Below are 22,933 nucleotides of genomic sequence, written 5' to 3'. Positions count from 1 at the left end.
AGCACTCCATCCCACTATCTTTCAAGCACGATTTTTGCATAAGTTGCGGAAAAAAGGACACATGTATGGCCGTTTCCGACAAGATCAAGGAAAATCTGATGAAAGAGATCTACACCAACATCGACAAACTTTATGATTTTATGGAGCAGCACTACGCGCTCAGCGATGAACACCACGATCTCGTGATCCGGGAACTTAACAAACTCAAAGATCAGTTTTACCTGATCTCCAACAACAGCAAACTCTCCTAGGACGCCCCGTATGCCTGCGCAGTACCACGTCGTCATTGAAAAGCTCTGCGGCTGTGCGAAGAAGAGGGATCTCGAGCAGATCCGCAGCTTCTACAGCCGCGAAGAGGCGGAGGAACATGCGTACGAATGGGCCGATACCCTCAACAACAGCTTCTGCGGCAAACACGGTTTCGACGTCAAGGAGACGGGCGACAACTTTGTCATCTCCGTTGAAGAGGGCGGTTTCGTTGAGGCGTGCGAACTTTACTAGCCGTAGGCGATCTCCGCCAGACATTCACGATATTAAATGCTTTTTCTGATAACATAAGAGCCCTTTACAGGGTGCCTGCCCGAGAGGATCAAGGATAATCCGAGGAGTTGTGTGATGGAAAATCAACCGTATATGGACGTGGCAACCGTCGAAGAAGTGCCGACGGAATCTAAAGAGGAGCATGCCCCCGGCATCCACTACGATGATGCGATGCTGGGTGCCTTCGTCCAGAAGCCGGAGAAGTTCGCCTGGTACAAGCGTACCTTCGCCAAGTTCAACCGGAACGGCGTAGACGGTTTCGCCTGGAGCTGGTCCTGGTGGGCCTTCTTCGTGACGTTCTGGTTTCTGCTCTACCGCAAAGCTTATCTTGCGGCCATCGGCTATTTCGGTGCGGCGCTGCTCTTTTCATTCCTGTCACTCGGGCTTATTGGCACACTGATCTTCATGATCATTGCGGGGGGAACTGCTCCCTATTTTGTCTACAAAAACTACCGCGATCTGCAGCGCAGGGCTGAAGCCGTTTCGACGGATACCGAGGTGCGCATCGCGACGATGAGACAGCTCGGCGGCTACCATACCTGGGTTGTCGTCGTCGCTGCAATCATCAATACCCTTTTGCTGATCGGCGTCTTGCTGGGATTCGTGGCCCTCGGCGTCGTACTGACCAGTACCAGCCAGGGATAATTGCCCACAAGAATATGCCTTAGAGACCCCGCTGTGCGAAGAGGGCGATCGTCATCTGCTGTGCGGCGAGTATTGAAGCCTGCACGACGGCGATGTTCATGTTCATCGACTGCTGGGTGGAAACGATCTGATCCGCCTGCAGTCCGATGTTGTCGGCCATGGCCAGGATGAGATCGGCCTCTTCGAGGATGCGGTTGGCCATCACCCCGATATCGGCGGAGAGCTGCAGCATACTTTTGAGTGACGCGTAGAGCGTGGGATCGGAGGTCATGGACTCCATGCCGCTGATCGCGACGACATAGCCGTCCACTGCCGTGGAGAGGGAGCGGAGCATCACCGCGAGACTGCCCAGGTCGACCAGGGTGTCCGCGGAGACGTAGAAGCTGTTATGGACCGAATTCGCCGTGATATCGCTATAGACGGATTCGACTTCGCCCAGATACTGACGAACATCCCAGGAGACGGCTTCGAGCTCCATGGACATTGTCCACGGTGTCAGGCTGACGGCATCCATGCGCTGCGCCAGGAAGTCGCCGCTCGATTTCAGCCCTTCCAGTTGATTGTTGAAACTGTTCGATTGCATCACCGATACCATCGCAAGCATGTTTTTCTGCGTCTGCAGCAGGGTAGACTGGGTGAGGGCGACGTTGTCGTTTTGCAGCTGCTGGGTCTCGAGGATGCGGTCGGCCATCAGGCCGATGTTGTCCGACATGATCAGGATCTTGTCCGCCATCTCGCCGATACGGTCGGCCATCGTTCCGATGTCGTCGGAGAGCTGGAGCATGGCCGTGATGCCGTCGTTCAGGGTGGCGGCGTTCATGGAGGAGGAGAGCATCTGCAGGTCTGTGGAGAGATGCAGGGCTTCATTGGCGAGGCCGAGGACCGTCACGGTGTACTGATCGAGCGCCGTCAGCACGTCCGCGTCCACCTGCAGCGGGGCGGCAAGGCTTGCGTCGATACGGCTGATCTCGTTGACGAGATCGCGCGCCGCGTTGTTCGCCTGAAGCAGGGGGGCGCAGACGCTGTCGCTACCGAGGTTGATCGCTTCGAGCTGGCTCTTGAAGGTGACGACGTTCGCATCGGCGGTTTGAAGATCGCTCAAAAGCGCCGCGTTGAGCGGGAGCCAAGCGGCCAGCACGGCGCCGAAAAGCAGCAGGGTTTTGAATGGGTTATTGAATGTTTTCACGGTGCCTCCTTAGGGGTTCATGGACTGGAACAGGGTGATCATGGTGCTCTGCGCACTGAACATGGAGTGGAACATCGTCTCAAAGCTCCCCTGCTGCAGCTCCTGGGTCTGGCGGATGCGGTCGGTCATGATGCCGATGTTGTCGGCCATCACGATGATTTTGTCCGACATCTCCATAATGCGGTTGGACATGGTGCCGATGTCGTAGCTGAGCTTCAGCAGGCTGGCAATCGCCGCTTTCAGCACCGCGGAATCGGTCTGATCAGAGAGGGTTTCGATGGCGGTGGCGAAGGTATCCAGGCTGTCGCCCATGCCCTGGTGGATCTGGGAGAGGTCGCCGAACATCGTCAGGGTATCGTCGCTGGGTTCCATGACCGCGAGCTGGTTGTTTTTGGCGGCCCACTCGTAGAGGTTCTTCGTGGAGATCATGAGCCGCGAAGCGTTGGCTTCGAGCCCTTGCAGCTGGACGTCCATCGTCGTCTCCGAGAGGGTCGTTGCCGCCATGGCGTCGGCAAGTGCCTGGCTCTTGGTGATGAGCCCGGACAGCGTGGCGTCATAGATCTCCGGCGCCAGGGCGTCGCTGAGACTGATCATATTGTTCTGCGTCTGCAGCACGGACGCCTGTGTCAGGCGGACATTGCTGTTTTGCAGCTGCTGGGTGATGAGGATACGGTCGGCCATGATGCCGATATTGTCGGCCATGACAAGGATGCGGTCCGCCATTTCGAGGATGCGGTCGGCCATGCTCCCGATATCGTCCGAGAGGCGAAGCATCGCTGCCGTCAGCAGTTCGAAATTGGAGCGTTCATAGCAGCTGCCGCTCGTCTGCAGCCCCGTGGAGATACGGAAACTGTTCTGGGCCATCTGCAGCGCCAGCGCCGAGAGGCTGTCGAGGGAATCGAGGTCGTCGACATTGACCGAGTAGGGCGAGGGGATATGGGTGTACACCATCTGGATAGAGGCGATATACTCCTTGACGGACGTATTGAGTGTCCCGAGTTCGCTGCAGGAGCCCTCCTGGGCAAAGCTGAACGCGGCGAGTTCGCCGTTGAGGGTTTCGCCCTGGGTGACGAGACCCTGCAGGTCCGTTGTCGTCGACGCCTGGGCGCTCTGCCACAACAAGAAAAGCATAATCATGAGACTTTTTCGAATCAAAAGTATTCCTTGAAAATTGGTATTTTGGGGCGGAATATTATCGTAAATTATATTATGTATTTATGTTGATCCCATGCTAAATCAGAAAATCAAGAATAGAGGTGAGCGGAAAAAGGGCTTCTGGAACGGGGTATGCAGAAGGACGGAAACTCAAAAAAAGGATTACAGATGGAATACCATGTTGTAGTAGAAAAAATGTGCGGATGCGCGAAGCGCAATAACATGCCGCAGATCAAGACCTTTGATGACAAAGAGAATGCCCTGATGGTTGCCCGCGCCTGGGCGCAGCAGCTTAACGAATCTTTCTGCGGGAAGCATGAATTCAACGTAATCTCCGTCGACGACAACTACGTCATCTCCGTCGGTGAGGGCAGCTTCTGATGGAAGAGGAAACGTTCTTCTACTGCCAGGAGTGCAACGGGAAAATCACCTTGGATCAGCTGGCACTTCTCAATGAAGGCAAATGCCCGCACTGCGGTTCGCTCGCCGGTTTCTCCACCAATCCGAAAGGGACCGAGGACGGCTTTGAGAAAGCGAGAGTCCTCAACGATTCGGATTTTCTTAACGGGAACTTCTGATACGGAGTTCCGGGAGCCTGGCGCCCGCTAGGGGCGCGCACGCTTCCACCCGCCTCCCAGGGCTTTGTAGAGGGAGATCTGGTTCGTGATCCTTGCGGCACCGAGCTGCACCAGGTTCAGCCGCGAGGCCAGCAGGGCCCGCTTGGCGTCGATCACCTCCAGGTAGGTGCCGTAGCCGCTGTCGAAGCGGCGCTGCGACAGGGACAGCACCTTCTCATACGCCTGGTTCGCCTCCTCCTGCGCGGTGAGCTTCTCATCGGCCGCGCGGATCTTCGCCAGCGCGTCGTACACCTCTTTGAACGCCACTTTCACCGTCTGCGCATAGACCATGACCGCTTCGTCTTTTTTCGCCTCCGCCTCGTTGACGCTGTTCTCGATCCGACCGAAATCGAACAGGGGAACGTACAACGCGGCGCCGAGTCCCCACATCTGGGCCGAGGCGTTGAGCAGGTTGTCAAGTTCGCTGCTGCTGTAGCCGGCGGTGCCGGTCAGCGAAATGGTCGGGAAGTAGGCAGCCTTGGCCACGCCGATCGTCGCGTTGGCCGTACGCAGGCGCGATTCGGCGGCGAGGATGTCGGGGCGCCGCTCGAGCAGGCCCGAGGTGAGGTCGGCCGGGACAGGCTGCGGGTCGGGCAGGGCGCTCATCGTGGCGTATGCCGCTTCGAGCAGCTCTTTGGGGGAACGCCCCAGCAGGATGCCCATCGCGTTTTCGGCGAGGGCATGCTCCTCGCGCAACCCGGCGAGAGAGACCTTCGCCGTGGCATAGAGGGCGTGCGACTGCTGCAATGTGAGCTCGTCGATGGCGCCGTGCTGGAACTGGCGTGAGCGGTACTCGTAGCTCTCCTTGTAGGCCTGGACCGTCTCCTCGGTGACCGTGATCTGCCGCCGCAGGGAGACGAGGTTGAAATAGAGTTCCGAGACGCCGGCAATGAGGCCGATGCGGACGGTCTCCCGGTCGGCATCGGTGGCAATCAGCTCGCCGCGCGCCGCCGCTTCGAGGTTTTTGTATTTACCCCAGAAGTCCAACTCGTAGGCCGCCGTGACGGAGAGGTCGAAACTGTTGTAGATAAACCCCGAGAAGGGCGAAAGCGTCTCCCCGCTGGTCTTCTGGCGGTTCGCCGACGCCCCGCCGTCGAGGGTGGGATAGCGTTCGGCGCGGCTGTAGCCCAGCGATGCCGCTGCCTGGGCGACGCGGCTCGCGGCGATTTTCAGGTCGTCGTTGTTGCGCAGCGCTTCCCCGACGAGGGCATTGAGCATCTCGTCGTTGAAGGCCTCCCACCACGCCGCGCCGATCGTGCTGGCATTGGCATCGGCCGAAACCGCGCTTTGTGCCGGCAGTTCGGGCGGCGTGACGGTGAGCTTCGGCGCCATGGAACATCCGCCGAGCAGCCAGAGGGCCGCCGCGAGGGAGAGGAGCTTAGTTGCGTGCATCTTCGCCTCCTTTGTCGGTGTAGAATTTGGCCCGCAGGCGCATGATCAGGTAGTAAAAGAGCGGGATGAAGAAGATCGCGACCACGGTCAGCATCACCATCCCGCCGACGACGGTCGTCCCGATAATATGGCGGCTGTTCGCCCCGGCCCCGCTGCTCAGCGCGAGCGGCAGCGTCCCGCCGATAAAGGCGAGCGACGTCATGACAATGGGGCGGAAACGGATCCGCGCCCCTTCAATCGTCGCCTGGTAGAGGTCAAGCCCCTCGCGCAGTTTCTGCTGGGCGAACTCGACGATCAAAATCGCGTTTTTCGCGGTGAGGCCGACGAGGGTGACGAGCCCGACCTGGAAATAGATGTCGTTCTCGAGCCCGCGGAAATAGACTGCCAGTGTCGCACCGAGCAGGGCGAACGGGACGGTCATGAGGATCGTGAACGGGATCATCCAGCTCTCGTAGAGGGCTGCGAGGATCAGGAAGATGAAGACGATGGCGAAGATAAAGGCGTTGTTGCCTTTGCCCGCCACCTGCTGCTCCTGGTAGGAGGTACCGGCCCAGGCGATGGTATAGCCCTCGGGCAGGACCTCCGCCGTCACTTCCTGGATGGCGCGCATCGCGTCGCCCGAACTGTAACCCGGGGCGGGCTGTCCGGAGAGCTGCGCCGCCGTGAACATGTTGAAGCGCTGGACGACGCTCGGACCGACGATGCGCTTGGCGTCGACGAGGGAGCTGATCGGGATCAGCGCGCCGCTGGAGGAGCGGACGAAAACGTCGCGGTAATCCTCGACGCTCTCGCGGTAGGAGGGCTCGAGCTGGACGTTAACGTGGTAGGTACGGCCGTAGAGGTTGAAATCGTTGGCGTACCCGGTCCCGAAGGTCGAGCCGAGGGTCGTGTAGATATCGGAGATCTGAACGCCCAGCGCCTTGGCCTTGTCCTCGTTGACGGTGATGCGGTACTGCGGCACGCCGGCGTTGAAGGTCGTGCGGACCCGCGTGAGCTCCGGCCGTTCGTTGGCCTTTGCGACGAGCTGCTTCATCACGCCGTCAAAGGCGAGAAGGTCGCCGCCGGTGCGGTCCTGGACATAGAGCTCAAAACCACCCGTGGCGCTCATGCCGCGGATCGGCGGCGGGTTGACCGGGATGATCATTGCCTCTTTGTTCTGCATCATCTGCATCATGAACTTGCCGGCCATCGCGTCGGCGCTCTGGCTCGGATCGGGGCGTTCGGACCAGTCGGTGAGGTGCGCAAAGGCGACCCCCGCGTCGGATTTGAAGGCGAAGGTCGCGAGGTCGATCCCGCTCATGGCCCCCAGGGATTCGACAAGGGGGTCGGCCAGAAGGGTATCGGCGACCTGGTCCTGAACTTCGACGGTGCGTTCAAGCGAGGCCCCCGGCATAAGGTAGGTAAGGACCATCAGAACCCCTTTGTCCTCGCCGGGGACAAGGCCGGTCGGCAGTTTCTGCGACAGCCACGCGCCGGCGCCGATAAGGACGCCGAAGATCAGCAGGTTCATGAGGGCCAGTTTGAGCGTCAGGCGTACCCCGCGGTTGAAGCCGGAGGTGAGGCGCGCGAAAAAGGTGTTGAAGAGACGGATCGGCAGGATCGGCGTCGGCTCTTCGCGGCGCAGGAAGACGTTACAGAGCGCCGGTGTCAGGCTGAGCGCGACGATACCGGAGATGACGACCGAGATGACGATGGTCATGGCGAACTGCTGGTACATCACCCCGCTGAAACCGCCCATGAGCGAGGCGGGAATGAAGACGGCCGAGAGGACGAAAACGATCGCGATGACCGGTCCCGTGATCTCGCGCATCGCCTCGATCGTCGCTTCGCGGACGGTGAGCTCCTTGCGCTCGTGCAGCAGGCGTTCGACGTTCTCGATGACGATGATGGCGTCGTCGACGACGAGCCCAATCGCGAGGATCAGGGCAAAGAGCGTCAGCAGGTTGATGGAGAAGCCGGCAATGTAGAGCCCGGCGAAGGTCCCCACGATGGAGACGGGGATTGCCAGGACTGGAATGATCGTCGCCCGGACGTTGCCGAGGAAGAAGTAGATGATCAGAACGACCATCACGATCGCCTCGGCGAGGGTCATCAGTACCTCTTCGATGGAGGTCTTGACGAAGGTCGTCGTATCGTAGAGCGTATGGTAGCGGACATCCTCGGGGAACTTCTGCGAGACCTCTTCGAGCACCTTCGTCAGTGCCGCATCGACCTCGAGCGCATTGGCGCCGGGCGCCAGGAAGACCCCGGCCACGGCCATCGGCTCCTTGTTGCGGGTGCCCTTGAGCATGTAGCGTTCGGCGCCCAGTTCGACCCGTGCCACGTCTTTGAGGCGCAGCGAAGAGCCGTCGGGGTTGGTGCGCACGAGAATGTTGCCGAACTCATCGGCGGTCTTCAGACGCCCCGGGGTTGTGACCGTGTAGGTATAGGCCATCTTCTCCACGGCGGGTTCGCCGCCGATCTGTCCCGCGGCGAGCTGGACGTTCTGGCTGCGGATGACGCCCAGCACGTCGTTAACGGTCAGGTCATAGGCCGCGAGGCTGTCGGGTTTGAGCCAGACGCGCAGGGCGTACTCTTTCGAACCGAACAAAAACGCGTCCCCGACACCGGGAATACGCTTGATGTCGTCGATGACGTTGATCAGGGCGTAGTTGTTCAGCCACAGCGCGTCATGGACGCGGTTTTCGGAGGTGAAGGCGATGACGCGCAGCATGTCCGGGGAGCGTTCGCGCACACTGACCCCCTGACGGCGCACCTCTTCGGGCAGCTTGTTCAGGGCCACCTGGACGCGGTTGTTGACGTCGACGTTGGCGGCGGAGGGGTCCGTGCCGGTGGCGAAGGTGATGCTCATGGTCAGGATCCCGCTTGGTGAGGCGGTCGAGGTCATGTAGATCATATTCTTCGCGCCGTTGATGGCATCTTCGAGCGGGGCGGCGACGGTGTTGGCGAGGGTCTCGGCATCCGCACCCGGGTAGACCGCCTGGACGTTGATCTGCGGCGGGACGATACTGGGGTACTCCTGGACCGGCAGTCCCTTGATCGCTACGACCCCCGCCAGAATGACGATGATGGAGAGGACCGAGGCGAAGATGGGCCGGTCGATGAAAAATTTTGAAAACATAAACGGTTACCTTTATTTCCCTTCCGCATCGACGGTTTTGTCGATAATGACCGGGGCGCCGGGCTTGACACGGAAGAAGTTGTTCACGATGACCTTGTCACCTTCGGCGAGCCCTTTGCGCACGACGAAACTGTTGCCGACGGGGTCGCCGAGGACGACGGGACGGACGGCCGCCTGCCCCTCCTGCTCGACGAAGACGATGGTGCCCATCGGGTTCTGCAGGACCGCTTTTTGCGGGATCATGATGACGTTGTCGCGGCTGATCCCCTCCAGTGTCACGCGTCCGAAAGTCCCCGGCAGCAGGAGGTTGTCGCTGTTTTTGAAACGTGCGCGTACACTGATGCTGCCCGTCTGGGTATCCGCCGTCGGCGCGATAAAGTCGATGTCGCCGCTTACCTTGATGCCGTCAACGTCGAGGGAGGCTTTGAGACGCCCCTCATTCCCCCAGCTCCAGCGCCCCTCTTTGTTCTCCACGCGCGCTTTTTGCAGATCGCCCGAAGGGATGGAGAAGAGGGCGTAAATCGGGTCCGTTTGGGTGATTGTCACCAGCGGCGTCCCGGCGTTGACGACGTTGCCCACGTCGGTCTGCTTGATGCCGGCGATCCCGCTGATGGGGGCTGTGACGTCGGTATAGCCAAGCTCCAGCTCTCTGGTCTGCAGCTGCGCCTTGGAGGCATTGACCTGCGCGCGGGCCGTTTCATAGGCCGAGAGCGCGGCATCGTGCTCCTGGACGCTGATGGCGTTGTCCTTGTAGAGGGCCTGCGCCCGTTTCCAGTCACGCTCGGCTTTCGTATAAAGCGACTCCTGCAGGATGACGGAGGCCTTCTGTTCGTTGACCGCCGCCTGGTAGAGGTCGGGCTCGATTTTGTAGAGGCGGGTGCCTTTTTTGACGTAGTCGCCCTCTTTGAAACGCTTCTCAAGCAGCACGCCGGTGACGCGGGAGACGACGGTCGCGCTGCGGATGCTTTTGAGGCGGGCGGGGTAGTTCAGGACGACGTCGCGTTTCGCGACGGCTTTGACGACATAGGCGTCGGCGTGCGGGGCCGGGGCGGCGGGGGCTGCCGTTTCGGCGACGAGGCTGCTTCCGAACAGCAGTGAGGCTGCGAAAACGAGCGGGGCGTAGGGGGGGCGTTTCATTCTGATGCTCCTAATTGCTTGGTATGGGTTTCGGAGGTGTCGACGATCGTATCGAGGACACGAAAAAAAGTCTCTATCTCTTCCGGGGTAAGCCGGGCTTTGATGGCATTGTTGAAGGTCAGGGCTTTGGGAATGACTAGGTCAAGGATCTCCTGTCCCTTCGCGGTGAGGTGGATCGGTTTGATCCGACGGTCTTCGCTTTTGCGTTCGCGGACGATCAGCTCCTTCTTTTCAAGGGCGTCAAGGGCCCGGCTGACGGTCGGTTTGCCCTTGGCAAGGATCTCGGCGATCTCGGACTGCGTGATTTCGCCATCCTCGCTGATGATCTTCAGTGTCGCAAACTGTTCGGGCGCGATTCCGAAGGGTTCGATGCATTTCGTAAAACCGGCATGGATAATATTGGCCGTGCGGTTGAGACGAAATCCGATTGAAGTATCCAGCAGATATTCCATAGGGCTCCTTTAATTACCTATGCAACTATTGCGTAAGCAACCTTTTTATACGCTTAGCATCTGAGGTTAAAAAGCGGGAGGGATGCAGGGCCTAAGAGCCCGGCGTTTAAATCAGCGCGACGGCGCTTTGGAGGGAGGGGGCGAAGGTGACGTTCTCGAAGCGTTTTTCGTGGTTGAAGCGCATCAGCTTCTCCGTGAAGGCTTCGGGGGCCGCGATGATCACCTTGACCCCGTCCTTTTTCAGTTTCTCGATCAGGTCCTTGAGGGTAAAGATCGCTGTGATATCCATGAAAGGAACGTTCAGAATGTCGATGATGACCGTTTTCGTATCGAGCAGGTTGTTTGCCTGGTGTTCGAAGAAAGTGCTCGAACCGAAGAAGAATGCGCCGTTGATACGGATAATGCGCGCGTTCTCCCCGTCGAGGTCCGGCTGGCTGCCCGCACCGGCGTTTTCCAGTACGATCTGCGTCTCTTTGGTGATACGATAGACGATGAGCAGCGATGCCAGGACGATGCCGAGACCGACGGCAGTGATGAGGTCGACGAAGACGGTGACGAAGAAGACGGTCAGCATCGTCATCAGGTCGCTGCGGGGGCTCTCTTTCCAGACCTTCAAGAAGCGGTAGTCCAGGATGTCGACACCGACCTTGATGAGGATGCCTGCCAGCACCGCGAGTGGGATCTTGGAGGCCAGCGGGGCAAGGAAGAGGACGATGAGCAGCAGCACTACGGCATGGATCATGCCCGAGAGACGGTCGGTGCCGCCGCTTTTGACGTTGATGACGGTCCGCATCGTTGCCCCCGCGCCGGGGACGGCCCCGACGAGGGCGCAGAGCGCATTGCCGATCCCCTGGCCGAAGAGCTCGCGGTCGGGGTTATGTTTAGTCCGGGTGACGGAGTCGGCGACAATGGAGGTCAGCAGCGAGTCTATGGTGCCCAGCACGGCCAGTGTAAAGGCGAGGGAGAGGATGATCGTGTAATGTTCCAGCGTAAAGTCCGGCAAGACAAGCTTCGGAAGTTCGGCGGGAATCGTGCCGATCGTCTCCACCGGCAGCTGCAGCAGCGCAGAGATCGGAGTGAGCACGACAAGGGCGATCAGCGGAGAAGGGACGACTTTGGCGAGGCGCGCCGGGGTGAAAAAGACGATGGCAAGGGCAGCGAGTGCCAGCAGGAGGGCCCAGGGGTTTGTCTGGGGCAGCAGCGAGGGCAGGGTGACCAGCAGGTGCAGGACGGCGGCGTCGGAGGGGAGCCCCAGCAGGGGGTTGAGCTGCAGCAGGATGATGATGATGCCGATCCCGCTCATAAAGCCGGAGATGACCGGGTAGGGGATGAAGCGGACAAATCGTCCCAGTCGCGTGAAACCGAAAACGACCTGGAAGATACCCGCCAGCAGTACGACGGTCGCGACCAGCCCGACGTCGCCGCCCAAGGATGCGACGGCGGCGGCCACGACGACGGTCATCGGCCCCGTCGGGCCGGAGATCTGGGTGCGGGTGCCGCCGAACAGCGCGGCGAAGAAGCCGAGGATGATGGCGCCGTAAAGACCCGCCGCCGCGCCGAGACCGCTGGCGACGCCGAAAGCGAGCGCGAGCGGCAGCGCGATGACGGCCGCCGTCATACCGCCGAAAAGATTACCGCGAAGATTGGAAAAGAGAGACAACTGTGGGCCTTTGCATGACGGCACCGGGGCCGCCGAAAGATAAATGGCATTGTATAGCAGATAGGGTGAAATGCGGATGACAAATTTGTCATCCACAGTCGCGGGTTAGCCCTTGAACGCTTTGATTTTGAAAAGGCCGATCGTAAAATCGGGAAAGACGATCACATCGTAGGCTTCGCCGGGATTTGGAAGCGGAATGAGAATCGTTTCGGCGCCGTAGCTGACATTGATGTCTTTCTCACCCGTAAACCCTACACCCGGGAACTCTTTGACAGCACAGGCATTGAAGGTCTCTGTATTACCGTCGGCCGTGACGTCCAGGCTGTAATCTGTGATATTGACGACGCTGAGCGTCCCCGGAGCCGGCTGGTGGATAATATGATTCTTGTCTACACTGCCATTGTTGCAGTTTGCCGCAATATAGGCATTGATTAGATCCCCGCTGTGTATGGTCTCCACCCCGATTTTTGTTGACGTGTCAATCGTCGTCGTATACCAGACGTCGGGGGCTTCAGATACGGCTTCGAAATCATCATCTTTCTGTGTTTTGGGCGCAATGGTGTAGAAGCTCTTGTTGAAGAGGTGTCCTACGATATCGGCGTCAGTCGCGTTGATCATCGTGATGAAATTCAATCGCGGCTCAGTGGAACTGTCCTCGCCGCAACCGGAGAAGGTCAAAGCGGCCGCGGCAGCCGCGGCCAAAAGAAGCGGGCGTATTTTCATATTATTCCTTCGTCAAAGCAATCGGTTTGGGGCATTGTACTGTATGCGGAGCAACGGGTCAACACCCCTGCTTAGGGACGCTTGTCCGCTCCCAGCCAGTGAGTAAACTCTTCGCGGCTGTTGTAACCGGCGACAGTGTGGTACCCCTTCAAGGTCACGGGGTCGATAAAGTGGACGACGGGGGTGAAGGAGATGTTGAACTCCGGCGGGAACGCGTCTTTCTCCTTGTTGAGGATGACAGGGACGTATTTTTGGTGTACGAGGGCGTTGACATCCTCCTTGCGCAGAACGAGCTCTTCGAACTTCCGGCACCAGGGGCAGTAGTTCGCGACAAGGACGAGCATGACGTTTTTGTGCTCTTTTTTGGCCCGCTTAACAGCATTGTCGAAGTTTGTTTCATACCCCAGCGACGCCGCGAGGCTCCCTTTCTCCTTGACGCGTTTAAGCGTACCGCGTTCCTGGGCGTACTGGTCGGCGAACTTGGCCAACAGCTCGTCGACGCTGTCTTCGAGGTTCTCCTCGACCGTGTCGCTGTCATAGGGAAAGGTGAGAGCGTTCTGGTAGGTCAGGGCGAAGACTCTGTCCTTCGAACCGGTGCGCTGCACCTGCTCGCCGATCACGAGCCGGACGCTGATCAGCACGCTTTTGCCGACATACTGTTCCGCGACGAGCAGGGCGAGGGAGCGCCCGCTGTAGCCCTTTGTGTCGATGCCGAGCTCCCCGGTCATGGCGTCGAGGGCTTCGCGGAGGTAGGTTTTGCTGCTTTTAGGCACCTTTTCGCCGGAAATGTCAACGACGGGATAGACTTTGTCGACGCCGCGCAGGGTAAAGATGGACTCCGCGCCCAGCCAGGTTGCCGCGAAGAGTAAAAGAATAAATAGACGGTTCATAGTTTCAGCTCCAGAAAAAAATCTAACGCGCATTGTAACAGCCTTTCTTACGATCCGCGTTAGACGGCACTTTGGATAGCGGGATCAGCCGATGCGTTCGGCGAGGGCAACCCCTTCGGGCGTAAAAACTGCCCGGTAGATCAGCACTTCGACGCCTGCGTCGCTTGCCTGCGCCAGAAGGGCGGCGTAGGCGGGGTCGATATGTGCCGCTGCTTCGACGGCGTCCCCCTTCGCGCAGCACGGCGAAGAAGAGCACGGCGCGGTCACCTTTCTCTTTGACTTCCATCAGCTCTTCAAGATGCTTCTGCCCCCTCGTTGTTACGGCGTCGGGGAACATCAACGTGTCGCCTTCGCGCAGGGTGACGCTCTTGACCTCCACGAAACACTTTGCATCCCCTTTTTCGAGGAGCAGGTCGATCCGGCTGTTTTGGCTGCCGTATTTCACTTCCCTACGGAGGCGGTCGTACCCCTGAAGTTCCGTGACGACCCCTTCGCGGACCGCCTCTTCGGCCAGTGCGTTGGCCCGGGCCGCATGGACCATCACTGTCTCCCCGTCGGCATCTTCGACGAGCTCCCAGGTGTAGCGCAGCTTGCGTTTGGGGTTGTCGCTCTCGCTGAGCCAGACACGCAGCCCCTCCTCTTTGTACCCTTTCATGGAGCCGGAGTTTGGGCAGTGGGCCGTAACGATACTGCCGTCTTCGAGCCTTATGTCGGCGAGAAAACGCTTGTAGCGTTTGATGAGGGTTCCCGGAATGAGGGGCGTCTTGTACCGCATTACGCCTCCTTCTCCGCATCATTCGTTTTGGTGTCGCGGAGATGGTCATAGATGGCGGGAATGGTCCCGGTGTGGGGGTAATGCAGGTAGTAGCGGCGCAGCAGCTGGTTGAGCTTGTTCTGGTTGAAACGCCAGTAGTGCTCTTTGTCGAAGGCCTCGTGGCGTACGATGTATTGGAAGAGTTCCTGTTCGCTGAGCGGCGCCTCGTGGCGATGCTCCTTTTCGATAACCTCGAGCATCAGGGTTGTCAGCTCCTCTTTGGAGGCTTCATTGCTGTCGTCGTCGGGCAGCGGCTTGTTGGGCAAAAAGGCATAGAGTTTCCAGGCGGCCAGCACGGTGGCGGCGGTAAAAGCGATGATCATAATGGTTTGAATAGACATTTCGGGCATACTCGCGACAAAAAAGTGTCGTATATTGTAGCCCCGGGGGGCTGAAGGCTAGGAGTTGAAGATGACCAGCCCGCGTCCGAAGGGGACCTTGGCCGGGCGGGAGAGGGCCCAGAGCACCTCGTACGGCGGCGGGATACGCGGGAACCAGCCGTCGCCGTCGGTGAAGTAGAGCAGCATCGTCGTCATCGGCAGCTCGGCCTCGATGAAGTCGAAGACGGGACGGTAGTCGGTCCCGCCGCCCCCTTTTAGGGGGAAGTCCAGCTTCTCGCCGCCCTGGAAGGTGTAGTGGCCGTGGACCTTCGCGTCGGCGATGATCAGCTCGATCCTAATGGCGGGGAAGATCGTCATGATGTTTTTAAACTCCTCCGTAAAGGCCCCGAGCAGCGCCTCGTTGATGGAGCCCGAGGTATCCACGGCGACGCAGAGGCTCAGCGTGTCGCTGGCCAGGGAGGGCAGCGCGATACCGCGGTAGATGTGCTTCTTGTTCGGCGGCATGAAGGCATAGTTGTTGCGCATGTGCTTGTTGACGGCGTTGTAGAGTTCGAAACGCCAGTCGACATCGGCGGCCTTGACCTTCTTGCCCAGCCGGTCCATGCCCGAGGGCATCGCGCTTTTGCGCTGGGCGACCTCCTGGGCGACGGAGGAGGCGTACTGCCACTCCGACTCGTTCTGGGCGTCGAGCTCCTCCTCGATATTGCCGAGGTTGGAAAAAGCGCCGCTGTCGTCCTCCTCCTCTCCCCCTTCACCGGCACCGCCCGGCATACCCGGCGGAGGCGGTACGTCGTCCTCGCCGCCGAAGGCGTCATCAATATCGCTGTAATAGCTCTCTTTGAGGGCGTCGTAGATCTCCTCGGCGTACATCCCCTCGAATTCTTCATTGTAGTTGGCCCCCTGGGGGATTTCAAGGCCGTTTTTGTGCAGGAGGTTGTTGATGGCGTAGTCTGTTGCCAGCTGCCACAGTCCCCCTTTGCGTCCCAGCTGGCGCTGCTGGTGCGACAGGACGTGGTGCATGACACAGTTCGTGAGGATGAACATCACCTCTTCGATGCTGCGGCGTCCCATGAACTCCGGGTCGTACAAAAAGCGTTTGCCGTTGCTGGCATAACCGCGCAGTCCCTCTTTGGGCTCCTGTTTCAGGCGGGAGGCGAGCATCCCGAAATAGGGGTGCTTCATTGTCAGTTGGGACTTGGCTTTGGTCAGTAAGTGTTCCGGGGTCAAAACAGGCCTTTAGCGCAGCAGGTTGTTGAACTGACGCATCCAGAGCGTCCAGCTGTCGACGTGGTCGAGCTCGATCTTGCGTTCACGCAGGTCCTGGATGATCATGACGGCGAATTCGCCCGGCATCTTCAAAGTGTAGGTGATGAGGTTGTTGAGCTTCTTGCTGCTGGTCCCCTCGCCTACGCGCATAGCGAGGGCGGTGCTGAGCATATGCAGGGCCGCCGGTTCGGACGGGACGGCGGAGACGCTGCCGTCAAAGATGCCGTCGAGGTCGGGGAGCTCGCCGGCAACGACCTTGAAGCCGAGGAACGCGGCAGCCAGGTCTTCGCCGATGGCGCCGGCGACCAGTGGCATGATGAGGTCGGGTTCGGGTTCGGAAGCGACGATCTCGTTGACGTACTCCCAGGTCCGCGGTGTTGCGAAGGAGCGGCTGTCGTCCTTGCCCTGTCCGAAGGTGAAGAGCGCGTCGGGGCGGTAGGAGATAAAGGCGATGATGGCCGGATCGATCCCGGCACCGACGGCCCACTGTTTCCAGTCCTCGACGCTCGCTTCCATCTCCAGGTGCACAAAGCGGTTGGCCAGCGGCGCGGCCATGCGGAAGACGACACCCCGGTCGCTTTCGCGGTTACCGGCGGCGACGATCGCCCAGCCGTCGGGAAGCTTGTACTCGCCGATCTTGCGGTCGAGGATGAGCTGGTAGGCCGAGGCCTGTACCATCGGAGCGGCGGTGTTGAGCTCGTCGAGGAAAAGGATCCCCTCTACCTCGCTGCCGTCAGGCAGGAAGGAGGCGGGGGCCCAGACGGCTTCGCCCGAATCGGCGTTGAAGAAAGGGATACCCCGCAGGTCGGTCGGGTCGAGCAGGGAGAGACGAAGGTCGATGTAGGAGATCTTTTTCTCCTTGGCGATCTGGGCGACGATGGAGGATTTGCCGATGCCCGGAGGCCCCCAGAGGAAGACGGGTACCTTGCGGTCGGTGAGGTGGGTCAGGGAGCGTTTCGTGCTTATCGGGTTCATGGCGGTCCTTGCAATACTATATAGGTTTCGCCGACGCCTTTGCAATTTTGATACGAACGGGTCAAAAGAGATAAAAAGAGTCTGTTTAATGACAAATATCAGGGTTTTTCTGACAAATATGACAAAATTGTCGTGATAATTATATTTTAGTATGAAAATTGCATACATTTGGAGTGAAAAACGAGAACACTAATTGTATCAAGTAGGTAAATTTGGAGCCCAAGCGGTTCTGCCATAAAGGATACAAAATGTTTGAATGTGAAATGATCGAGCTGGAAGATTTTAGTTTTAACCACCTGCTGCATCACTATGATGACTGCAACTGTGAAGATATGCACTTCAATGAAGAGTTTGACTGCATCGACGCCCTGGCGGACTGCTGCGAAGAGATCCTCTGGGACTGACCGCTTCTGCGAGGGTACCCCTGAAGCCCTTTGTTCCAACGGCCTGAGGGGTGCCCTTTTAAGACTTCGGAATTATTTGGGTATTCGCACCACCCCGGCGGCGCATTCTCCTCCATATTATTCGCCGCCACTTGACCTATGTTTAAAACACGTACCGGGGCTCCCCGGTACGCTCCTCCTAAAAAATTGACAATCCCGTTTTACTGGTAAAGAGCTCCAAAGCCTTCGTTCCCGCCAGGGAGTTCCCCTGTTCGTTCAGTGCCGGCGACCAGACGCAGATCCCCATCACTTTCGGTATGACGGCGACAATGCCCCCGCCGACACCGCTTTTGCCGGGAAGACCGACGTGAAAGGCGAAATCGCCCGAGGCGTCATAGTGACCGCAGGTGAGCATGACGGCGTTGATCCGTTTGGCCTGCTGCGGGGTGATGAACTTCTTGCCCGTGATCGGGTCTTCGCCGTGGTTGGCGAGGTAGAGCATGGCGCGCGACAGCGTGCGGCTGTTCATGGCGATGGCGCAGTGCTCGAAGTAGGTATGCACGACCTCCAGGACGTCGTTGTCGAGGTTGCCGAAACTCTTCATCAGGTTCGCCAGCGCACGGTTGCGGAAGCCGTGCTGCATCTCCGACTCCGTCACCTCTTTGTCGCTTTCGATCATCCCGTCGTCGGCGATCTCGCGGATAAAGGTCAGAATCTCCTTGGAGCTGCGGGCGACGGAGCCGTAGTGCGAGATCAGCGCGTCGGTGACATTGATGGCGCCCGCGTTGATGAAGGGGTTGCGGGGGATACCGTGTTCGTACTCGAGCTGCACCAGGGAGTTGAAGGGGTTGCCCGAGGGTTCGCGGCCGACGCGGCGGTAGAGGTCATAGCCGTAGGCGTCAAGCGCCAGCGTAAAGGTGAAGAGCTTGGAGATGCTCTGGATGGAGAAGGGGGTATCGGCGTCCCCGACGCTGTACTGCGTCCCATCGAAGAGGGTCAGCGTCATCCCGAACTGCTGCGGGTCGACCTCGGCCAGGGCGGGGATGTAGTCGGCGACTTTTCCTTCTCCGATATAGGGTTTGATCTCCTCGGCGATCTCGTTCAGTACGGCCTGGTAGTCCATTATTTTCCTCCTTGCTTTTCCATTTTCAGTATCAATGTGATGTTGAAGTCGCAGTTTTCGGCTTTTAGCTCATCATCTTGAACTGGAATTGGATAGTTACGACCACTTGATGCTGCATTGAATTTCATATATGCTCGCATGCGATCTCGAGTATTTATGTAGTTATTTTCCATAAAATCAACAGAATCCCTAGGGACCCTTATATTTTTAAAAAAACGGAGGTAGCCCCTACATGAATACTGAGTCCAATATGCATTCTGCGTTTCTTCCGAGACTGCGGACTGCTCCGGGTTAATAAGGCGCTTCTGGAAGTTTTTCGCGAACTGCATCATGTAAGCCTGGTCGATTGGGCGATGATACGTAAAATATATTTTTCGCTCCACATCATCGCGTACGCCGTTGCTGTTCACATCCACGCCGAGCGGCGTCGCACTGTTGACTTTGGGATCGGGCTCGGGCGGAAGCCGATGCCCGTTGATGACAATGGAAGAGTCATCGGCGAAACAAAGCGACAAGAAAGGGACGGAAACCGACACAAAAAACGGACATATACGTTTGATAATATACCCTTCCGCTTCAATCTGCTATATCATATCACATTACCGACAGAACAAATTGATCCCGGAAAAGGTATGGAAGTACGGTAAACAGGCAACAATCCCCTTTTGGGAACTGTTAATGCATGTAGTTGATAGTATTTATCCTTTAGTTACAACCCATATCACTAATCATTAAAGGGGACCCCATGAAAATCGGTGTGCCAAAAGAAGTTAAGACGGAAGAGTACCGGGTGGCGGTGACGCCTTCGGGGGTCAAGGAGCTGGTCAAAAACGGCCATACGGTCTACGTGCAGACCAGCGCGGGCGAGGGGAGCGGTTTCAGCGATGACGACTACAGCGCAGCCGGTGCCGAACTGCTTGAAGGCGCCGCGGCCGTGTTCGACGCGGCGGAGCTTATTGTCAAGGTCAAGGAGCCGATCGCGCAGGAGTACCCCCTGTTCAAGGAGGGACAGACCCTCTTCACGTACCTGCACCTGGCGGCCGACGAAGCGCAGACGAAGTTCCTGCTGGAGAAGAAGATCAAGGCCTACGCCTACGAGACGCTCAAGGTGGACCGTCGTCTGCCGCTGCTTGAACCCATGAGCGAGGTCGCCGGGAAGATGGCGGCGATCATGGGCGGCTTCTACCTGGGGCGCTACCAGGGCGGCCGGGGCATCCTGCCCGGCGGCGTCGTCGGGACGGAAAAAGCCAACGTCCTGATCCTCGGCGGCGGGGTCGCCGGGATCTCCGCGGCGCAGGTTGCGGCGGGGATGGGGGCGAAGGTGACGATCCTTGACATCAATCTTGCGCGCCTGCACTACCTCAACGACGTCCTTCCCGCGAACGTCAGCACCCTCTACAGCACGACGGACGCCATCGAGTCGCTGCTGCCGACGACGGACGTCGTCATCGGCACGGTGCTCATCCCGGGGGCGAAGGCGCCGAAGCTGATCACGAAAGAGATGCTCTCCATCATGCGTGAGGGGAGTGTACTGATCGACGTCTCCATCGACCAGGGCGGCTGTTTCGAAACCTCCAAGGCGACGACGCATACCGACCCGACCTATGTCGTCGACGGGGTGGTGCACTACTGCGTCGCCAACATGCCGGGGGCGTACCCGCGCACCTCGACGATGGCGCTCACCAACGCGACGCTGCCCTACCTGCTCAAACTGGCGGAGTTCGGCGGCGAGGAAGCCTACGCGAAATTCCCGCTTCTGCACAGTGCGCTCAACACCTACAACGGCAAACTGACCAACCTTGCCGTCGCCGAGGCGCACGGGCTCGACTACTGCGAACTGTAAACCCGTCGCAGCACCGGCGCATCAGCGCGCCAGCCTCTGCGCGATCTCCCCAACACTGGAAAACATCAATGCCGGGGCGTGCTCCATCAGCGCTTCGTCGCGCGTATAGCCCCAGGAGACCGCGCCAAAATCCATCTTGACAGTGAGGGCGGCCTCAAGGTCCCTGAGCTCGTCACCGATATAGATGGCTTCTGAAGGATCGATGCCCGTTTGGCGCAGGATCTGTTTCAATTTCGCCGCTTTTCCGAACATGTGCGTACCGTATTGCGGATGGATCAGAAGGTCCGTGTTCGCCTGTCCCAGAATTTTTCGGACATTCTCATGGGAGTTGCTCGTCACAAGGCTGAGGATGATGCCTTGCTCCGACAGGGCGTGAAGCATCTCCGTTACCTCCGGGAACATCGGGATACGTGCGACGCTTGCCGCCATGTTTTTCCTGAATGCGGCGGCGACCATCGGGACTTTCCACAACGGTATATGCAGCTGATGAATGATGTGTTTCGCGTCGTAGTGTCTGAGGGCCTCGACCTGCTCCGCGTCGATGCGCCTGAAACGGTGCTTTTCGGCCAGGGCATTGAGCGCGGTCAGGAAAAAGGGGAACGAATCGGCCAGGGTGCCGTCGAAATCGAAGATGACAAGCTTGTATTTCACGGGGCCTCTCCGTAGGGTTTTTTGATCTGCACTCGGTACGGCCCATTATACTATGCGAGGCGTAGCTGCCGGAGAGGGTGGGGTATAAGACAGAGAGAAAATGGAGGGGAGGGAAATCCCTCCTATTTTTTCCGCAGCAGGCGGAGGATCTTCGGGGTGACGGCGAGGTCGAGGGCCGTAAAGTCGTCGGGGTTCTTGATGGAGACGTCGGCGCCCGCGTCCACGAGCATCTTTACCATCGCCTCTTTGCCGCTGGAGGCGGCGTACATCAGGGGGGTGACGCCGTTGACGTTCGCCGTGTCAAGCTCGATGCCCGCATCGATGAGCATGGAGACGACCTCGGGGTTTTCGCCGAAGCAGGAGAGCCACAGCGCCGTGTTGCCGTCGACGTTTTTAAGCATGATGTCTGCGCCGGCGTCGAGCAGTTCGCGCACGATCGCGGCGTTGCCCTCGCGGGCGGCTTTCATAAGTGCCGTATTGCCGTAGCTGCCCTGCAGGTCGAGGCTCTTGGCGTCGTAATCGTTTTCGGCAAGCCAGTTCATTGTCATATCGGTCATAAGCTGCTCCTGACTATTTTTTCAGGCCCGCAAGGGAGAGGGCGTGCTTCGTCGCCCGGGCGATGATGCTGTGCTCGGGGCGGAACATCGCGTCCGAGATCGTTTTGACCGCCGGGAAGATCTCGTCGAAGCCGTGGTCGGGGAAGCCGCTTTGCAGCATGATCTTGTCCATGGAGAGGCCGGCGAGGACCTCATGGTCGAAGGCATTGACGTTGGAGGGGCCGATGGCGACGAAGAAGTGCTCGAGGTCGTCGTGCGCCTGCGTGGCGTTGAGGATGACCCCCTGGTCGCCGCGCTCGATCAAAAGCGCGCGCAGCGCGTCGTCCAGGTCGGCTTCATCCACGAAGAGCGGTTTGCCCGTGACGGAAGAGGCGCGCAGTTCGTCGGTGCCCTTGACGCGGTAGCCTACGCATTTCGCATCGCTCTGCTCCCCCGCAGAGAGGGGGGCGGTGTAAAAGAGGGCCGTGTACTCCTCGGCCTCTTCCTTGGCTTTTTCAAGCGCGGCTTCATCTTCGGGCTGCAGAAAAAAGATCTGCACCATCGTATCCTCGATGATCTCGTCGATATCGTCGAGAAAATCCTCATTGGTTGCTTTAACGTTGACGTCAATGGTCATAAATAGAAACTCCTCGTTAGGGCACCTCTACAGAGGTGTCCTATTGTGCGGGGGAGGATATGCAAGTCCGGTTCCGGGGTTTTTCAGAGGGTGACCTCGGCGAGGGAAGGGAAGACGGCATCGGGCGTGATGCCGCGTGTGAGGTCGGCGGGGGTGTATTTGCCCGTTTCGACGAGAATGCCCCGCAGTCCTGCCGCCTGGGCGCCGCCGACATCGCTTTCGATATCGTCGCCGATCATCACCGCCGCTTCGGGTGCGAGCCCCATCTGCGCGCAGGCGAGGCGGTAAAAGTCCGCGCTCGGCTTTCCGATGACCGTCGCCGTTTTGTCCGAGGCGTATTCCAGGGCCGCGACGAATCCGCCGGCGTCCATGCTGAGCCGGCCGCTATGGTCCTTGAAGTAGCGGTTTTTCGCCGCGGCGAGAAGTTCGCCGCCCTCCATGAGGGTCCGGAACGCCGCGTTGAGGCGCGCGTAGGTAAAGTTCTCCTGGGCATCGCCGATGACGACGCAGCGGCAGGGGGCGTCGGGGAGGTCGTCGAAAAAGGCTTGGGCACTGTCGGTGAGAAGGAAGGTCGCCCGGCTGTGGTGCTCGATCAGGTACGCCTTGGTGACATCGAGGGCGGTAATCACCTCCGACGCTTCGATGCGAAAGCCCATCCGCTGCAGTTTGGCAACGACATCCGCGCCCCTCTTCTGCGTCGTATTGGTCACAAAGCGGACGGGATAGACCGCTTTGAGCCGTGCAATCGCTTCGACGGCGCCGGGGTAGGGGGTGTCGCCTTCGTACAGGACACCGCCGATATCGCACAGGATGCCTTTAATGGTAGAGGTGGTCATAAAATGTCCT

The 22,933-nt window shown here is 59.0% G+C and carries 25 protein-coding genes and 1 pseudogene; 7 read left to right on the top strand and 19 right to left on the bottom strand.

The genetic code is table 11. The features are described 5' to 3' along the window. Nucleotides 1-65 precede the first annotated feature (65 nt). The 3 genes from ACM66T_RS08165 (at nucleotide 66) to ACM66T_RS08155 (ending at nucleotide 1,185) form a co-directional block, all read left to right on the top strand. Complete coding sequence (locus ACM66T_RS08165; protein WP_345969284.1) at nucleotides 66-251, top strand: hypothetical protein; 186 nt, start codon at nucleotides 66-68, stop codon at nucleotides 249-251. A gap of 10 nt (nucleotides 252-261) precedes the next feature. Next, on the top strand, nucleotides 262-501 hold the full coding sequence (locus tag ACM66T_RS08160) for a hypothetical protein (protein ID WP_231018400.1): 240 nt from the start codon (nucleotides 262-264) through the stop codon (nucleotides 499-501). A gap of 114 nt (nucleotides 502-615) precedes the next feature. Beyond that, complete coding sequence (locus tag ACM66T_RS08155) at nucleotides 616-1,185, top strand: DUF2628 domain-containing protein (RefSeq protein ID WP_231018399.1); 570 nt, start codon at nucleotides 616-618, stop codon at nucleotides 1,183-1,185. A gap of 19 nt (nucleotides 1,186-1,204) precedes the next feature. On the opposite strand, the gene ACM66T_RS08150 is transcribed toward ACM66T_RS08155, so the two are convergent. Both ACM66T_RS08150 and ACM66T_RS08145 read right to left on the bottom strand, forming a co-directional pair. Next, nucleotides 1,205-2,371, bottom strand: a complete 1,167-nt coding sequence (locus ACM66T_RS08150; RefSeq protein WP_231018398.1) for a hypothetical protein — start codon at nucleotides 2,369-2,371, stop codon at nucleotides 1,205-1,207. Between the two features lie 9 nt (nucleotides 2,372-2,380). Beyond that, nucleotides 2,381-3,502 (bottom strand): hypothetical protein, encoded by a 1,122-nt coding sequence (locus ACM66T_RS08145; protein WP_416768308.1) that lies wholly within the window; start codon nucleotides 3,500-3,502, stop codon nucleotides 2,381-2,383. 192 nt (nucleotides 3,503-3,694) lie between these two features. On the opposite strand from ACM66T_RS08145, the gene ACM66T_RS08140 reads away from it, so the two are divergent. After that, the gene (locus ACM66T_RS08140) at nucleotides 3,695-3,907 is read left to right on the top strand and encodes a hypothetical protein (RefSeq protein ID WP_231018396.1); all 213 of its coding nucleotides are present in this window, start codon (nucleotides 3,695-3,697) and stop codon (nucleotides 3,905-3,907) included. After that, a complete protein-coding gene (locus ACM66T_RS08135; protein ID WP_231018395.1) occupies nucleotides 3,907-4,104 on the top strand; it encodes a hypothetical protein in 198 nt (65 codons plus the stop codon). The genes ACM66T_RS08140 and ACM66T_RS08135 overlap by 1 nt, the downstream gene beginning before the upstream one ends. Before the next feature lie 27 nt (nucleotides 4,105-4,131). On the opposite strand, the gene ACM66T_RS08130 is transcribed toward ACM66T_RS08135, so the two are convergent. The 11 genes and pseudogenes from ACM66T_RS08130 to ACM66T_RS08080 all read right to left on the bottom strand — a co-directional run bounded on the left by ACM66T_RS08130 (nucleotide 4,132) and on the right by ACM66T_RS08080 (nucleotide 16,914). Continuing rightward, the gene (locus ACM66T_RS08130) at nucleotides 4,132-5,535 is read right to left on the bottom strand and encodes an efflux transporter outer membrane subunit (RefSeq protein WP_231018394.1); all 1,404 of its coding nucleotides are present in this window, start codon (nucleotides 5,533-5,535) and stop codon (nucleotides 4,132-4,134) included. Further along, entirely contained in the window at nucleotides 5,522-8,656 is a 3,135-nt protein-coding gene (locus tag ACM66T_RS08125) for an efflux RND transporter permease subunit (RefSeq protein WP_416768306.1), read from the bottom strand. The genes ACM66T_RS08130 and ACM66T_RS08125 overlap by 14 nt, the downstream gene beginning before the upstream one ends. A gap of 12 nt (nucleotides 8,657-8,668) precedes the next feature. Then, complete coding sequence (locus ACM66T_RS08120; RefSeq protein WP_231018392.1) at nucleotides 8,669-9,793, bottom strand: efflux RND transporter periplasmic adaptor subunit; 1,125 nt, start codon at nucleotides 9,791-9,793, stop codon at nucleotides 8,669-8,671. Continuing rightward, nucleotides 9,790-10,245 carry a MarR family winged helix-turn-helix transcriptional regulator gene (locus ACM66T_RS08115; RefSeq protein WP_231018391.1) on the bottom strand — a complete coding sequence of 152 codons (456 nt, stop codon included), beginning with the start codon at nucleotides 10,243-10,245 and terminating at the stop codon, nucleotides 9,790-9,792. Before ACM66T_RS08115 ends, ACM66T_RS08120 begins: the two co-directional genes overlap by 4 nt. A gap of 106 nt (nucleotides 10,246-10,351) precedes the next feature. Then, a complete protein-coding gene (locus tag ACM66T_RS08110; protein WP_231018390.1) occupies nucleotides 10,352-11,905 on the bottom strand; it encodes a SulP family inorganic anion transporter in 1,554 nt (517 codons plus the stop codon). A gap of 105 nt (nucleotides 11,906-12,010) precedes the next feature. Further along, the gene (locus ACM66T_RS08105; RefSeq protein WP_231018389.1) at nucleotides 12,011-12,628 is read right to left on the bottom strand and encodes a hypothetical protein; all 618 of its coding nucleotides are present in this window, start codon (nucleotides 12,626-12,628) and stop codon (nucleotides 12,011-12,013) included. A 71-nt stretch (nucleotides 12,629-12,699) separates the two neighbouring features. Beyond that, nucleotides 12,700-13,518, bottom strand: a complete 819-nt coding sequence (locus ACM66T_RS08100; RefSeq protein ID WP_231018388.1) for a thioredoxin family protein — start codon at nucleotides 13,516-13,518, stop codon at nucleotides 12,700-12,702. An 84-nt stretch (nucleotides 13,519-13,602) separates the two neighbouring features. Beyond that, nucleotides 13,603-14,293: pseudogene (gene sfsA, locus ACM66T_RS08095) on the bottom strand (DNA/RNA nuclease SfsA). Further along, nucleotides 14,293-14,673, bottom strand: coding sequence for a hypothetical protein (locus ACM66T_RS08090; protein ID WP_231018387.1), 381 nt, complete (start codon nucleotides 14,671-14,673; stop codon nucleotides 14,293-14,295). Before ACM66T_RS08090 ends, sfsA begins: the two are co-directional and overlap by 1 nt. A 57-nt stretch (nucleotides 14,674-14,730) precedes the next feature. Next, nucleotides 14,731-15,900 (bottom strand): DUF2201 family putative metallopeptidase, encoded by a 1,170-nt coding sequence (locus ACM66T_RS08085; protein ID WP_231018386.1) that lies wholly within the window; start codon nucleotides 15,898-15,900, stop codon nucleotides 14,731-14,733. 9 nt (nucleotides 15,901-15,909) lie between these two features. Beyond that, nucleotides 15,910-16,914, bottom strand: a complete 1,005-nt coding sequence (locus ACM66T_RS08080; protein ID WP_231018385.1) for an AAA family ATPase — start codon at nucleotides 16,912-16,914, stop codon at nucleotides 15,910-15,912. A gap of 248 nt (nucleotides 16,915-17,162) precedes the next feature. On the opposite strand from ACM66T_RS08080, the gene ACM66T_RS08075 reads away from it, so the two are divergent. Then, nucleotides 17,163-17,318 carry a hypothetical protein gene (locus tag ACM66T_RS08075; protein WP_231018384.1) on the top strand — a complete coding sequence of 52 codons (156 nt, stop codon included), beginning with the start codon at nucleotides 17,163-17,165 and terminating at the stop codon, nucleotides 17,316-17,318. Nucleotides 17,319-17,496: 178 nt separating this feature from the next. Here the strand turns inward: ACM66T_RS08075 and ACM66T_RS08070 are convergent, their stop codons facing one another. Further along, entirely contained in the window at nucleotides 17,497-18,420 is a 924-nt protein-coding gene (locus tag ACM66T_RS08070) for a glutaminase (protein ID WP_231018383.1), read from the bottom strand. After that, the gene (locus ACM66T_RS08065) at nucleotides 18,420-18,956 is read right to left on the bottom strand and encodes a hypothetical protein (protein ID WP_231018382.1); all 537 of its coding nucleotides are present in this window, start codon (nucleotides 18,954-18,956) and stop codon (nucleotides 18,420-18,422) included. The genes ACM66T_RS08070 and ACM66T_RS08065 overlap by 1 nt, the downstream gene beginning before the upstream one ends. A 209-nt stretch (nucleotides 18,957-19,165) precedes the next feature. On the opposite strand from ACM66T_RS08065, the gene ald reads away from it, so the two are divergent. Continuing rightward, the gene (ald, locus tag ACM66T_RS08060; RefSeq protein ID WP_231018381.1) at nucleotides 19,166-20,263 is read left to right on the top strand and encodes an alanine dehydrogenase; all 1,098 of its coding nucleotides are present in this window, start codon (nucleotides 19,166-19,168) and stop codon (nucleotides 20,261-20,263) included. Between the two features lie 21 nt (nucleotides 20,264-20,284). Here ald and ACM66T_RS08055 read toward each other — a convergent pair whose 3' ends face one another. From ACM66T_RS08055 to ACM66T_RS08040, 4 genes are all read right to left on the bottom strand, one after another. Continuing rightward, on the bottom strand, nucleotides 20,285-20,914 hold the full coding sequence (locus ACM66T_RS08055; RefSeq protein WP_231018380.1) for an HAD hydrolase-like protein: 630 nt from the start codon (nucleotides 20,912-20,914) through the stop codon (nucleotides 20,285-20,287). Nucleotides 20,915-21,036: 122 nt separating this feature from the next. Beyond that, the gene (locus ACM66T_RS08050; protein WP_416768299.1) at nucleotides 21,037-21,471 is read right to left on the bottom strand and encodes an ankyrin repeat domain-containing protein; all 435 of its coding nucleotides are present in this window, start codon (nucleotides 21,469-21,471) and stop codon (nucleotides 21,037-21,039) included. A 13-nt stretch (nucleotides 21,472-21,484) separates the two neighbouring features. Then, nucleotides 21,485-22,087 carry a hypothetical protein gene (locus ACM66T_RS08045; RefSeq protein ID WP_416768297.1) on the bottom strand — a complete coding sequence of 201 codons (603 nt, stop codon included), beginning with the start codon at nucleotides 22,085-22,087 and terminating at the stop codon, nucleotides 21,485-21,487. Between the two features lie 83 nt (nucleotides 22,088-22,170). After that, nucleotides 22,171-22,923 carry a TIGR01458 family HAD-type hydrolase gene (locus tag ACM66T_RS08040; protein WP_231018377.1) on the bottom strand — a complete coding sequence of 251 codons (753 nt, stop codon included), beginning with the start codon at nucleotides 22,921-22,923 and terminating at the stop codon, nucleotides 22,171-22,173. Between the last annotated feature and the right edge of the window lie 10 nt (nucleotides 22,924-22,933).

Source organism: Sulfurimonas sp. ST-25, assembly GCF_048079205.1.
Lineage (GTDB): Bacteria > Campylobacterota > Campylobacteria > Campylobacterales > Sulfurimonadaceae > Thiomicrolovo > Thiomicrolovo sulfuroxydans.
The sequence above is the reverse complement of the archived record's forward strand: the minus strand, read 5'-3'. Positions and strand labels throughout refer to the sequence as shown.